We start from the raw sequence: 13097 nt of genomic DNA, 5'->3' as shown, positions 1-13097 counted from the left end.
GGCCGAGATAATTATTGGCGCAGAAATTCAGCACCTTCTCGCCGCCCACCTCGATCTCGGCCGATTGGGTCGAGGTTATCACCCGCTCGGATTTGTAGAGACCTGCCGATTTCAGTCCTTCAAGCTCGCTGTCGATGTGGGAAAGGAATGCTTCGGTCATGATCAGGCCCTGTTGAGATCGATGAGGACTGTCGCGCCGCGCGGACGAAAAATCCATCGCAAAAGCGACCGCTTCGGTGGCGGCAATGGCACGGCAGAGGCCACGATGTTCAAATGCAGAGGCGCTGCGAAAGATTGCAATAACCACTTTGCGGGTTTCCCGCCACGGTCGCCGCCGCCGGCCTGTTGCCGCCCCAAACCTGTTAACACTTTGAAGCCAAAGGTTGTCGCACAAGAATTCGTTGGCGAGAGGGCCGACTCGGAAAATGTCGCAGCAGCCGGTGCACGCCGTTTCGGGCAGGCTTATACTCCTGATCAAGTCCGGCTACTGGCTGGCTCTGCTGATCATAGCCGCCATGGTAGTGGCGTCCTTCATCCTGCTGCAACAGGTGATGGCGACCCAACGGCACAATCAGGCGCTGCTCGATATCGTCAGCACACAAAAAGCCCTGTCGCAGCGCATCGTCTTCCTTGCCGGCGCAACAGGCAGCGCCTCGCGCGATCAACAGCACGCCCTGGTTAGCGCGCTCAAGCAAGCGACAGTGGAGTTCGAGAAGAACTACGATCTGCTGCTCGAGCGGACCGCCGCCGATCCGGTGTCGCCGGCAAGATTCGATCCGAAATCGATCGAGAGCGTGCTTTTCGCCAAGCCGTACCATCTCGACTATTTCTCGGTTGGGCTGATCGCCAATGGCGAGCGCCTGATCTCTTCATTCGAATCGCGGCTCAACACGACAGGCAGCGGCGGCTACAAGGGCGGAGAGGAGCGCGTCAACCTGGACGCTTCCGTTGCCAACGCAACTTTGTCGGGCTACGCAGCACTCGGCCAGCGCATCAGCGCCTACGCGGACCAGCGCTCCGAAAGGCTCCTCGATCTTCATCGCACATTGTTCTATTCGACCATCGGCGTCATCCTGCTGGTGGCACTTTTCATTTTCCGGCCGATGTCGAATGCCATCTTGCGCCGGACGCGCGAGCTGGTCGATGCTCGCAATTCCATGGCCTTTATTGCGGTGCATGACGGGCTGACCGGCCTGCACAACCGCACCTTCCTGACCGATCATTTCGATACGTTCATCAGTGGTGCGCAGCGAAGGCGTGAACGGGTCGCCGTGGTGCAGTTCGACCTCGACCGGTTCAAGCAGATCAACGACACGCTCGGCCACGCCGCTGGCGATTATGTGCTGGTTGTGGCCGCGCAGCGTATGCGCGATTCGTGCCGGACGTCGGATCTCAACGTGCGTCTCGGAGGCGATGAATTCGTTGTGGTCCTCAACGACGCCGGCAGCACCGCGGATATCGATATCGTCGCCAGGCGCATGCTGGCCAAACTCAATCAGCCGGTCATCTTCCAAGGCACGACGATCCATCCAGGCGTAAGTGCCGGGATTGCGGTCTACCCGATTGATGCCGACAATGCGCAGGACCTGCTCGTCCATGCCGATCTGGCGCTCTATTCAGCCAAGAAGCAGGGCGGCGGCAGCTTGTCGTTCTTCTCCGATGAGCTGAGGCGCGAACTCGATAATCGCAAGCAGCTCGAGCTCGACATCAGGACCGCCATCTCTGAGAAGGCGTTCGAAGTCTATTTCCAGCCGCAGGTATCGCTGTCGGATGGCGCTATCAGTGGCATCGAGGCTTTGGTTCGCTGGAGGCATGCCGAGCGCGGCATGATCGCGCCGGGCGAGTTCATTCCGATCGCAGAAAAATGTGGCTTGATGCCCGAGATCGGCCGCATCGTTATTGCCAAGGCGATCGACGAAGCAGCCGAATGGAACCGCGCAGGCATCGCCTTCGGACGGATCGCCGTCAATGTATCCGGTTCGGAGCTGCGCGAGACAGATTTCGAAGTCTTCCTGTTCGGGGCGCTGGAGAGGGCTGGCCTGCCCGCGCACAAACTATCGCTGGAGATCGTCGAATCCGTCATTCTCGACGACGAGAAGACCGGTATCGCGGCAAAGCTGCGGCACATCCGCGCCGCCGGCATCCATCTTGAACTCGATGATTTCGGCACCGGCTACGCATCGCTCAGTCATGTCAATCCAAAAGAGATCGACCGGCTGAAGATCGATCGCCGTTTCGTCCAGAACATCAACGAGAACAGCGGCAACACCAAGATCGTGCGTGCCCTCACCGAGCTCGCCCGCGGTCTCGGCATTTCGATCGTCGCGGAGGGCGCCGAAACAGAAGCCGAGCTCGACTCGCTGATGGCGATCGGCTGCGACCAGGTGCAAGGCTATTCCATCGCGTTCCCGATGCCACCGGACAGAGTGCGCGAATGGCTGGTGGCACGGGCGCCCAAGAAGGCTAGGCTGACGGTGCTGCAAGGCCGGCTGGCGTAAATCCGTCATGGTTCGGGCTTGCGAACCGACCTGATGAGCCGAGGCGGAAGGTCACCCTCATCGCCGGGAAATGCTACCAGCAATTGTCCAAAGCTGGGCACGCGCGCCAGTCTTTCGTAGTCCTGAAACGACAGAATGACCGCCTGCTTGCGGCCGCGCCGCGTGATGGCCGCCGGTTCTCCCGCGACGACCTGATCGAGCAGCGCCGAGAGTGTAGTCCTGGCATCCTTCAGCGAAATTTCGCGCATAGCGTTTTCCTAGCCCAATTCTAACCCTCGACATTGGCCCGCAGCGCGGCCAGCACCTGTGCAAACTCCGCCAACCTGTCGTCGGATAATCCCTTCCGCAGCCGCTTGTCGAAGGCTAACGCGGCGGTGCGCAATTTCAGGAACAGCGCTTCTCCGGCTTGGGTCAGCTCCACCTGGTGAACCCGGCGATTTTCGGGATCGCGGCGCCGTATCAGCAGGCCTTGCGTCTCCATGGCGTTGAGATGATGGGTCAGTGTTGCGCCCCGAATACCGATCATGCCGGCGAGCTCGCGTTGGTTGGCCAGCTCCCGCGACTTGACCGACAGCAAAGTCACCCAGACCGGCAGCGTGCCGCCGGCCTCGACCAGGGCTGCATCGAAAGCCTGCGCCACCAGCTTGGCGGTGCGGGCGAGATTCATCCCGATCGGCGGGCGGTCAAAGGGCGTCATGGTCCGACACTAGAACAAGGGCAAAGCCTATGGAACCGGCTCGAGCTTATGCGTTGACATCTAATCATTTGATATCTATCCATATGGTTAGCGGTGGGCAAGAGAGGAAATGCGGTCATGCAATATGTCTACATCATCGTCCTCGGCCTTCACGTCATGGCGGGTGTGTTCTGGGCCGGCACCACCATCGCGGTTGCCCGCGAACCGGAGATCCGGGCGGAACGTTTCTTCCGGCCGCAAATGGGCGCGGCCGGCGTGGTTTTCCTCACGGGTTTGCTGCTCTGGTATTTCTTCCACAACGGCTCCTTCGGCTCGATGGAGAAGGTCCTGGCGCTGGGCATCTTGACTGCCTTGATTGCCGCCGGGGTCCAGGGCGCACTGGTGGGTTCCGCCAGCAGGCAGTTGGCCGGTGCTGATGCGGCGAAGCAAACCCAGTTGCGCGCGAAGATGACAAAAGGCGAACGCATCGCCGGCGGGCTGCTGGTCATCACCGTGTTCTGCATGGCTACCGCCAGGATGTTTTGAGCGGCCTGCCGCAATCGCAAGATCGTACGGTGTCCGGCCGCAAGCCGGCGGCGTGCGCGGCGCGCAGAACGAGCCGAAGTACCGTGGTGGCTCTCCGTACGGAGGTTCGGCTGCGCGCCACCAATCAATCCAAAATATTCCTCAGATTCGCAAGCCGAACCTGATGCCGTCATAGATGGCGGCGTGGATGTTGCGCGAGGCTACTGCATCGCCGATGCGGAAGAGCACGAAACCGGCGTGAGGATTGCGCACGGGAAAGATGTCGCCGCCATTGACCAGCTTTTCGTAGTCGATCGCGCCGGCGTTCTTCGACAGCGGCTTCAGCGCCAGATAGAGATCGTCGAGCGGCAGCGTGCCGTGCTCGACCACCACCTGGTCGACGCGGCGCTCTCCGCGCCAGCCATCAGCGAAGTCGGAGGCGAGCTCGGCGATCAGCTGGTTGCCCTCGCGCCGCACCGAACGCAGCCGTGTGTTGATGGTCACCGTGACACCCTTTTCCTGGAAGGCGCGCATGTAAGGCACATGGTTCATGCCGCCCATTTCCGGCGCGAAGAAGCGCTCTGGTGAAACCAGCTCCAGCCTGGCGCCGCTGTTGGCGATCAGTTCGGCAGCACCCATGCCCTGATGGCCGCCATTGTCGTCATAGAGCAGCACGTTCTCGGCCGGCTTGACGCTGCCGGCCATGATGTCCCAGCTCGAGGTGACGAGATCGTCGCCCGCAGTCAGAGGCGGGTTCTGCGGCAGGCCGCCGGTGGCGATCACCACCACGTCCGGCGACAGCGCCAGCACGTCGTCCTTCTCCGCCCAGGTGTCGTAGCGGATCTCGACGCCGAGCCGGTCCAGCTCGGCCAACCGCCAGTCGATGATGCCGATCAATTCCTTGCGGCGCGGGTTCTGCGTTGCCAGCCGCACTTGGCCGCCGGCCTGGCTCGATGCTTCCAGCACCGCTACCTGGTGCCCGCGCTGGGCGGCGACCCGCGCTGCCTCCAGCCCGCCGGCGCCGGCGCCGACCACGACCACCTTTCGCTTCGGTCCCTCGGTTTTCGGGATGATATGCGGGATATCAGCCTCGCGGCCCGTTGCCGCATTGTGGATGCACAGCGCCTCACCGCCCTCATAGATGCGGTCGAGGCAGTAGGTTGCACCGACGCAAGGACGTATCTCGTGCTCGCGGCCCTCCATCACTTTTTTGACGATGTGCGGGTCGGCGATATGGGCGCGCGTCATGCCGACCATGTCGAGCTTGCCGGTGGCGATGGCGTAACGCGCGGTGGCGACGTCGGAAATCCGCGCAGCATGGAAGGTCGGGAATTTCGTCGCCGCCCTCACCTCGCCGGCGAAGTCGAGATGCGGCGACGACCGCATGCCGGTCACCGGAATGACTTTTGTCAGCGCGGCATCAGTCTCGATCGAGCCACGGATGATGTTGAGGAAATCGACCTTGCCGGAGCCGGCCAGCCGCCTGGCGATTTCGACGCCTTCCTGTTTCGACAGGCCTTTCTCGAAATCCTCGTCGGCGACCATGCGGATGCCGACGACGAACTTTTCGCCGACCGCGGCACGCACCGCATCGAGCACCATTCCGGTGAAGCGCAGCCGGTTGTCGAGCGAGCCGCCGAAATCGTCGTCGCGCTGGTTGGTGGCCGGCGACCAGAAGCCGTCCATCAGGTGGCCGTAGGCCTCGAATTCGATGCCGTCGAGGCCGGCAGCCTGGCAGCGCTGGGCGGCCGCCGCGTAGTCGGCGACGATGCGCTCGATATCCCAGTCCTCGATAACCTTGGGAAAGGCGCGATGCGCCGGTTCGCGCACCGGCGAAGCCGACAGCACCGGCAGCCAGTCGGCCTTGTTCCAGCCGGTGCGGCGGCCGAGATGGGTGATCTGGATCATCACCTTGCAGTCATGCTCGTGGCAGGCATCGGTAAGCTCGGCGAGCCACGGCACGATGCGGTCGTCATAGACATGCAGATTGCCGAAGGCGGCCGGGCTGTCGCGCGAGACGATCGCCGAGCCGGCGGTCATGGTCAGCGCCATGCCGCCCTTGGCCTTTTCGGCATGGTAGAGCCGGTACCGCTCCTTTGGCATGCCGTCCTCAGAATAGGCCGGCTCATGGCTGGTCGACATCACCCGGTTCTTCAGCGTCAGATGCTTGAGCTGATAGGGCTGGAGGAGCGGGTCGTTGCTAGTCATCGTCTTCCTGCTGTTTCAAATTGTGCTAATGAGCGGCAAATTTTTGTTTTTACGCATGTCGCTATCCCAAAATCGCTGCGCAGTTTTGGGCGACATGCAGCAAGGAACCTGCTCATGACCGATACGAAAAACCTCACCCAGCTCGGCACCAACGTCGAGGCGCCACAGAGCCCTGAAGCGGCAGTCCTGGAAACCGTGCCATTTTCGCGCGGCGACGGCCCGCCGGCCATCGTTCGCTTCACCTGCCCGGAATTCACTTCGCTCTGCCCGGTCACCGGCCAGCCGGACTTCGCCCATATCGTCGTCGACTACGCACCCGATGCGCTGCTGGTGGAATCGAAGTCGCTCAAGCTGTTCATGACCTCGTTTCGCAACCATGGCGCGTTCCACGAAGAATGCACCGTCATGATCGGCCGCCGCATCATCGCCGCGACCAAGCCATTGTGGTTGCGCATCGGCGGCTACTGGTATCCGCGCGGCGGCATTCCGATCGACGTGTTCTGGCAGACGGGCGCCCCGCCGGAAGGTGTGTGGCTGCCCGACACCGGCGTCGCCCCCTATCGCGGGCGCGGGTGAGCCTGAGTTTCTGAGGAAAATACGTTGCATCAGTTGAGCGGGAGCCGCCGGTAGCGGCCGGGATTGTTCGGGTCGCTGAAATGGCCCATCGGCCCGTGTTCGGCGAAGTGGCCCGCCCAGCGTTTCATCGCAGCCGGATCGAGTTCGACGCCCAGCCCGTCACCCTCCGGCACGCGCACCGTATTGCCCGTCTGGCGGAAAGGACCGTCCTTGATGACATCGCCGATCTGCCAGCGAAACAGCGACTGCGATGCTTCGCTGATCCACGGTGTCGCCGCCACGACGTGCAGATAAGCCGATGTCATGATGCCGAGATCGTTCGAATAGCACCAGAACCCCTTGCCCATCGCCTCACAGGCGGCGATGAATTTCAGAGTTTTCGACAATCCGCCGAGTGCTGCGAAATTGCAGACGAAGTAATCCGGCGCACCGAGCGCGACTGCCCGTCTGAGATCCGGGATGTGCGTGGAGAACGGAATGCGCGAATGCTGGCGCAGCGCTGCCATCTCCTCGAAGGTCGCGACCGGATCCTCGTAATTGCGGATGTTGAACGGCTCGATCTCGCGCAGTACCCAGCGCGCTGTGGTCAGCGACCACTGCATGTTGGAATCGAGTTTGATCTGCGCCTTATCGCCAAGCGCCTCGCGCAGCATGCGCACTGTCCTGATCTCGAGCTCGGGATCGCCCATGATCAGCTTGCCCTCGAAGATCGTCGAGCCGTGCTGTTCTCGCATGCCGAGACAATAGTCGACGATCGCTTCGGCGGTCATCTCGCCGCCGGCTCCGCCTTGAGCGGGGCGAAAGGCGAAATATTCCGAAAACGGAATGTCCTTGCGCACCGCGCCGCCGAGCAGCTTATAGAGCGGCATGCCGAAGACCTTGCCTCTTATATCCCAGAGCGCCAGTTCGATGGCGCCGAACGCCACCGTGGCTGCGTTCTCGCCGGTGTTGGCGGTGATCTGCCAGGGCGGCACACAGCGCGCCTCGCAGTCGGCGATGTCGAGCGGATCGGCGCCAATCAGCGCAGGCGCGATCTCGGCCTTGATCACCTCGCCGAAATGCCACCATGGCGCCTCGCCCAGTCCGACCACGCCTTCGTCCGTCTCGACCTCGATGATCGATTTCGAGGCGCCGCCGTAGAGACCAGCCGTCCACCAGAACGGAGCATCGAGCGGGACGTTGACGTGGGTGACGCGGATGTTGCTGATCTTCATCGGTTCCGTTCTCACTCACACTGGTATTGGCTGAGCGCCCATTCGCCTGTCACCGAGAGCAGGTCCGATATCTTCCAGTCGCCGTCGACCTTTTTGAGCTTCCATTCCAGTCGGTGCGGATTGCCGGAGGCGACGAAAGCGACAACGACCTTGGCCTGGTCGCCCTTGACCGCTTCGATGGTCTTCAGGCTCTTGTCGATCTCCGCCTCGTCGTATTCGGCATTGTCGAGCGCCATGTTGGGATCGAGGCACTCGCCCTGCCCCGACTTCCGCAGCGCATCGCTCTTGTCGAGCACCGACTTCGCCGGATCGGTGAAATGGCCCCGCTGAGCCGGATCGACCTCGAGCCCGGCATGCTCGTAGAACGGCCTCACCACCGCCGTCGGCGAGCCAGGCTGCACGGGTGCGGCCGGTGCGTTTTCTGCCGGCGGCTCTGCCGGCGGAGGTGCCGCGTTGTCGGCCGGCGCGTCTGCGGGCGGCGCGCCCAACAGGCCCTGAGCGGCGGCGCTGCTCAATCCGGCCAGCAGGCACGCAGTCGCCAGAACCCAGGGACGGCAGCGGAGCACGGCATCACTCCGGGGTCTGCCCGGCCAGACATTCGAGCGCACTCAGCGTCCAGCCGCTGGTCTTCGAGGTGATGTCGGCGACCTTCCACTGGCCGTCGATCTTCTTCAACGACCAAACCATTTCGCGTTTGGAATCATCGCCTTCCGGGAAAAGGTTGAACGTCGCCGTCACCTCGGCGCTGTCGCCATCCAGTGTTTCCGCCAGCGTCAGCGTCTTGGCCACGGTCTTCTCGTCATAGTCCTGCGCATCGAGACCAGGGGCGAAGTCGATACAAGGAACTTCATCCGGATGGTTCTTTGCCGCGTTGTCGTTCAGTTCGAACAGTTTCGTCACCGGTGCGGTGAAGCGGTCGCGATATTGTGCATCGGCCTCGAATTTGACCGACGGGACATAAAAGAACTTCACGGCGTTGGCAGCAGGGCCGGCAAACGCGGCCGCCGGCAAGGCAATCGAAAGCGCGGCAACAAAAAGTGGCAGTTTCATGCGTGTCCCCGATTGTTCACTCACGGAAGCTATCAGTACCACGCATCTTGCCTGTCCGCTTTCTTGCGGTCCATGAAATCCTGCAACGCCTCCTCTGCTGGCAACTCAGGCGTTCAGCCAGACGTTCTGCAGATCCATCTCGAAGGTTTGGTGGACACCGTAGTTCTTCACCTTCTCGCTCATGTGGCTGAACAGCTTCTGCCAAAACGGCTGAATGATGACGCCCGAATCCTGCAGGATCTGCTCGATGTCCTTCATGACTTCGCGGCGCTTCTCGACGTCGATCAGCGACAGAGCCTGCTTGAGCTTGGCATCGAAATCAGGGTTCGCGTAGCCGGTTTCGTTCCACGCCTCGCCGGTGCGATAGCCCAGCGCCAGCACCTGGACGCCAAGCGGGCGCATGTACCAGATGGTCATCGAATAGGGGTATTTCGTCCAGTCGTTCCAGAAGGTCGAACCCGGCAGCACGGTGCGCTTCACCTTGATCCCGGCGTCGCGCAACTGGCCGGCAATAGCGTCGCCGGTATTCTTTTGCCAATCGTCCTCGACGGTGATCAGTTCATGCTCGAAGTCGGCCTGCTTGGCCTCGGCCATCAGCTTCTTGGCGCCCGCGGCGTCACGTGTCTTCTTGGGCAGCGCGAAGTATTCCGGATGAATCGGGCTGACGTGATGGTTTTCACCAACAGTCCCTCGCCCGGCATAGCCAAGTTCGAGCACCGCCTGGTTGTCGACGGCCATTTGCAGGGCGTTGCGGACGCGCTTGTCGTCGTAGGGCTTGTGCGTGACGTTGGTCCGGGCAACGAGCGTGGTCGCTGTCGCGACCTCCGATTTTACCAGCCCCATCTTGTCGAGGATGTCTATGAAGTCGGCGGGCGTCTCGAAGTTGAGATCGATTTCGCCGGAGTCGAATGCATTTATCGACGCGTTGAAATCGGTTCCGTAGTCGATGAATTCGACGCCGTCGAGAAGCGCTTCACCGCCCCACCACTTGCCAGTCTCACGACGCTTGACGACCGCTTTCTGGCCGACCGCATAAGACACCAGTTCGAACGGCCCGGTGCCAATCGGCTTCTCGATCGGATTGGCACCGTCGGCGTCGAAGTTGCGATGGACCACCAGCGCCGGATAGTCGGTGAAGTTCGGGATCAGCGAGATGTCCGGCTCGTTCAGCTTCAGCTTGACCGTGTTGTCGTCGACCTTGGTGATCGCGCCATCCCTGGCCTTGCCGGTTTTTGCGTCGATCAGTGCACCGACGCGCGCGGCCATGGAATTGCCGGCTGCAGCCTTTTCGCACCAGCGCGTCAGATTGTAGGCCACATCATCGGCGCCGAAAGCATCACCATTGGTCCAGGTGATGCCCTTGCGCACATGCAGCACATATTCGGTGGCGTCGTCATTGACCTCCCAGCTTTCAAGCAGAACCGGCTCGAAAGTGAACTGGCGGGTGTAGCGGACAAGCGGCTCGAGCCAGCAGCGTGAAATGTTCGCAAGTTCCACCCAGTCGTAGGTGCGCGGGTCCTTTTGTGCCTTCACCGACATCGAAACATGCAGCGTGCCGCCTTTCTTCGGCTCTTCAGCCAAAGCCCGTTCTGGCACGGCAAGACCGATCATGCCGTAGGCAAGGGCTGTCGATGCGCCGAAAGCGCTTGCCAGAGCCAGAAACTCGCGCCGATCCACACGACCTGCACGCGCCTCGCTGGCCATCGCTTCGATGGCGCTCGGTACGCGATCACCATTGCTTCTGAAGAGTGTCATTTTTTCCTCCGTTATGGTTCCCATCGGGTCTTCGCCCGTTATCAACTAACGCTGTCCGGTAGTTTCTCCTCGCGCCGCGCAATCAAATCTTTGAGACCATCGGCGATGCCCTCATCGAGCTTCGGCTCCTCATAATCGGCGAGCATGTTGCGCGCTTTCTCGCGGCCGCGAGTGTCGTGGTCCTTTGCTCCTTCCGCCTTCCACTGTTCGAACGAATTGAAGTCCATGATGCTCGGTATGAAGAAGGCGGACTCGAAATGCTGGAGCGTGTGTTGGGTGCCGAGGAAATGGCCCTGCGGTCCGACCTCGCGGATAGCCGCCATAGCCTCCTTGAAATCGTCGAATGGCAGCCCGCCAGCATATTTGTACCAGCCGACAAGCTGCTCGCAGTCGGTGGCAAATTTCGAATAGCCGCAGGTCAGGCCGGCCTCGAGCCAACCGGCGGAGTGCCAGATGTAGTTGGCGCCGGCAAGGATGGCGGCATGCATCAGCATGTTCGCCTCGTAGCCCGCCTGGGCGTCGTTCAGCTTCGAACCGACATGGAAACCGGACGTGCGCCACGGCAGCCGATACTTCCGCGCCAGCGCGCCCATGAGATACATCATCTGGGCCGCCTCCGGCGTGCCGCCCATGGGAGCGCCGGTCTTCATGTCGACCGTCACCATGAACTGTCCGTAGATCTGCGGCGAACCCGGACGCAAGAGCTGTGTGAACGCGACGCCCGCCAGCGCTTCGGCATTGACCTGCGCGACCGCACCGACTGCAGAGGCCGAAGTCGAGGCGCCGCAAAGGGCGAAGGGCGCGAGGATCAGCGGCTGGTTGTGGCGCGCATAGACTTTCATCGCGTCCAGCATGGTGGCATCCCAGACCAGCGGCGAATTGCAGTTGGTGATCGCCACCAGGACCGGGTTGTCGCGGACATAGTCCTCGCCGAACACGATGCCTGCCATCGCCATCGTGTCTTCGGCTCGATCTTTGGAGGTCACGATGCCCATGAACGGCTTGTCGGAGTGCTTCAGCGCTGAATGGATGATGTGGAGGTGACGCTTCGGCACCGCGATTTCCATCGGCTCGCAGATGATCGAGCTCGACGAATGCAGCGCCGGCGCCATGTAGGCCAGCTTGTGGAAATTGTTGAGGTCGGCGAGTGTGCCGTAGCGCCTGTTGTTGTCGAGGTCGCGCACATAAGGCGCCCCGTACATCGGCACGAAGATGGAGTTGTTTCCACCCACACGTACGGAACGCTGGGGATTCCTCGCATTGAGCGTGAACTCCGACGGGACCTTCGAGACGAGGTCCATCAGCAGGGCGCGGTCGATCCGGACCCTTGTCTCGGAGACATCGGCGCCCGCCGCCTTCCACATTGCGATAGCCTCGTCGTCGCGGAACTCGCATCCCACCTCTTCGAGGATGCTGAGCGATTCCTGGTGGATGAGCTCCACCGCCTCGTCCGGGACCATCTGATACACCGGAATCTTGCGAACCAGGGTCGGAAATGACGCGACGGGAGCTCCCCGCAGCGCCTTGCGCCCCAGGCGGCCACCCGCGCGACGATTGGTATGTTCGCTCACTTCAACGGCCGGTGCGTTCATGGAGGCTCCATCTTCCTGTCTCGATCAATCTAGCCAGACAAAATGCAGCTGTGACGCTGGAAAATCCTGATCTCTTGTATAAGCTCAGCTTATGCGAAGCTTGCGCCATCTGCTGCCCTCGGCCGGCAGCCTGATCGTTTTCGAGGCCGCCGGCCGGCTGTCGAGCTTTACCGCCGCCGGGCGGGAGCTCGGCATGACGCAGGCTGCCGTCTCCTATGCGATCCGTGGGCTCGAGGAGCAGCTCGGCGCCAAACTCTTCCAGCGCCGCCACCGGCAAGTCAGCCTTACCGAGGCCGGCGATCGCTTTCACGCCGACGTCTCGCTCGGCCTGTCGCACATCCGGAAGTCGGCGGAAGATCTGCGCCAGATCGCCGTCGGCGCTCACGTGACGCTCGCCGCCTCGACCGCATTCGCCTCGTTCTGGATGATGCCGCGCCTGCAGCAGTTTCGCGACGAACTGCCGGGCATCGACCTGCGCATCCAGACCGCGGACCGCGATCTCGACATCATCGCCGAAGACATTCCGCTCGGCGTCCGCGGCGGCGAGCCCAAGGAATGGCCGGATTATCATTCGCTGCCGCTGGCCGATGAAGTGATATTCCCCGTCGCCGGCGTTAGTTATGTGGCCCGGTTCGGGCTGCCGGCGAACGTGAAGGACCTTCCATCGCATCGTCTCATTCATCTCGAAGAGCCGTTTCGCGAGGCCGCCAGCTGGGACGAATGGTTCGCCTCGGCCGGTGTCGACATCGCCGATGCCGGGCGTGGCTTGCGCATCAACGACTATGCGCTGGTGATCCAGGCAGTCATGGAAGGGCAAGGCATCGCGCTCGGCTGGGGTCATCTCGCCGAGCGGCTGCTGGCATCAGGGCTGCTGGTGCGCGTCACCGGCCACACAATGACGACCGGCAAGGGCTTTCATGTCATCTGGTCGAGGAACCGCGAGCTCAGCGACAACGCCCGCAAGGTGCGGGACTGGCTGGCGGCGCAAGCGTGAGGCTATCCC

Annotated in this window: 12 protein-coding genes and 1 pseudogene; 4 read left to right on the top strand and 9 right to left on the bottom strand. The window is 62.0% G+C overall.

The features are described from left to right. A pseudogene (locus NKG95_RS32230) lies at window positions 1–160 on the bottom strand (glycine C-acetyltransferase); the annotation flags it as partial. A gap of 265 nt (window positions 161–425) precedes the next feature. Between NKG95_RS32230 and NKG95_RS32225 the strand changes: the two are divergent. After that, complete coding sequence (locus tag NKG95_RS32225) at window positions 426–2498, top strand: putative bifunctional diguanylate cyclase/phosphodiesterase (protein WP_353043597.1); 2073 nt, start codon at window positions 426–428, stop codon at window positions 2496–2498. Window positions 2499–2503: 5 nt separating this feature from the next. Here NKG95_RS32225 and NKG95_RS32220 read toward each other — a convergent pair whose 3' ends face one another. Both NKG95_RS32220 and NKG95_RS32215 read right to left on the bottom strand, forming a co-directional pair. Further along, complete coding sequence (locus tag NKG95_RS32220) at window positions 2504–2746, bottom strand: type II toxin-antitoxin system Phd/YefM family antitoxin (protein WP_353043596.1); 243 nt, start codon at window positions 2744–2746, stop codon at window positions 2504–2506. A 20-nt stretch (window positions 2747–2766) separates the two neighbouring features. After that, window positions 2767–3195: a MarR family winged helix-turn-helix transcriptional regulator gene (locus NKG95_RS32215; RefSeq protein ID WP_023717184.1), complete on the bottom strand. Its 429-nt coding sequence runs from the start codon at window positions 3193–3195 to the stop codon at window positions 2767–2769. A gap of 117 nt (window positions 3196–3312) precedes the next feature. Between NKG95_RS32215 and NKG95_RS32210 the strand changes: the two genes are divergently transcribed. Beyond that, the gene (locus NKG95_RS32210) at window positions 3313–3720 is read left to right on the top strand and encodes a hypothetical protein (protein WP_023674396.1); all 408 of its coding nucleotides are present in this window, start codon (window positions 3313–3315) and stop codon (window positions 3718–3720) included. A gap of 141 nt (window positions 3721–3861) precedes the next feature. On the opposite strand, the gene NKG95_RS32205 is transcribed toward NKG95_RS32210, so the two are convergent. Next, window positions 3862–5907: an oxidoreductase gene (locus NKG95_RS32205; protein ID WP_353043594.1), complete on the bottom strand. Its 2046-nt coding sequence runs from the start codon at window positions 5905–5907 to the stop codon at window positions 3862–3864. 114 nt (window positions 5908–6021) lie between these two features. Here NKG95_RS32205 and queF point away from each other — a divergent pair, with 114 nt between their 5' ends. Then, window positions 6022–6483 (top strand): preQ(1) synthase, encoded by a 462-nt coding sequence (gene queF, locus NKG95_RS32200; protein WP_023717181.1) that lies wholly within the window; start codon window positions 6022–6024, stop codon window positions 6481–6483. 29 nt (window positions 6484–6512) lie between these two features. Here queF and NKG95_RS32195 read toward each other — a convergent pair whose 3' ends face one another. The 5 genes from NKG95_RS32195 to NKG95_RS32175 form a co-directional block, all read right to left on the bottom strand. Next, window positions 6513–7697 carry a mandelate racemase/muconate lactonizing enzyme family protein gene (locus tag NKG95_RS32195; protein WP_353043592.1) on the bottom strand — a complete coding sequence of 395 codons (1185 nt, stop codon included), beginning with the start codon at window positions 7695–7697 and terminating at the stop codon, window positions 6513–6515. An 11-nt stretch (window positions 7698–7708) separates the two neighbouring features. Then, the gene (locus tag NKG95_RS32190; RefSeq protein WP_353043590.1) at window positions 7709–8263 is read right to left on the bottom strand and encodes a hypothetical protein; all 555 of its coding nucleotides are present in this window, start codon (window positions 8261–8263) and stop codon (window positions 7709–7711) included. Window positions 8264–8267: 4 nt separating this feature from the next. Continuing rightward, on the bottom strand, window positions 8268–8747 hold the full coding sequence (locus NKG95_RS32185; protein ID WP_353043589.1) for a DUF3828 domain-containing protein: 480 nt from the start codon (window positions 8745–8747) through the stop codon (window positions 8268–8270). Window positions 8748–8852: 105 nt separating this feature from the next. Then, entirely contained in the window at window positions 8853–10502 is a 1650-nt protein-coding gene (locus NKG95_RS32180) for an ABC transporter substrate-binding protein (protein ID WP_353043587.1), read from the bottom strand. A 41-nt stretch (window positions 10503–10543) separates the two neighbouring features. Further along, window positions 10544–12094 carry a trimethylamine methyltransferase family protein gene (locus NKG95_RS32175; RefSeq protein ID WP_023717176.1) on the bottom strand — a complete coding sequence of 517 codons (1551 nt, stop codon included), beginning with the start codon at window positions 12092–12094 and terminating at the stop codon, window positions 10544–10546. A 91-nt stretch (window positions 12095–12185) separates the two neighbouring features. Between NKG95_RS32175 and NKG95_RS32170 the strand changes: the two genes are divergently transcribed. Beyond that, a complete protein-coding gene (locus NKG95_RS32170) occupies window positions 12186–13088 on the top strand; it encodes a LysR substrate-binding domain-containing protein (protein WP_023717175.1) in 903 nt (300 codons plus the stop codon). The last annotated feature ends 9 nt before the right edge of the window (window positions 13089–13097 follow it).

The organism is Mesorhizobium sp. M1423, from assembly GCF_040317575.1.
Lineage (GTDB): Bacteria > Pseudomonadota > Alphaproteobacteria > Rhizobiales > Rhizobiaceae > Mesorhizobium.
The sequence above is the reverse complement of the archived record's forward strand: the minus strand, read 5'-3'. Positions and strand labels throughout refer to the sequence as shown.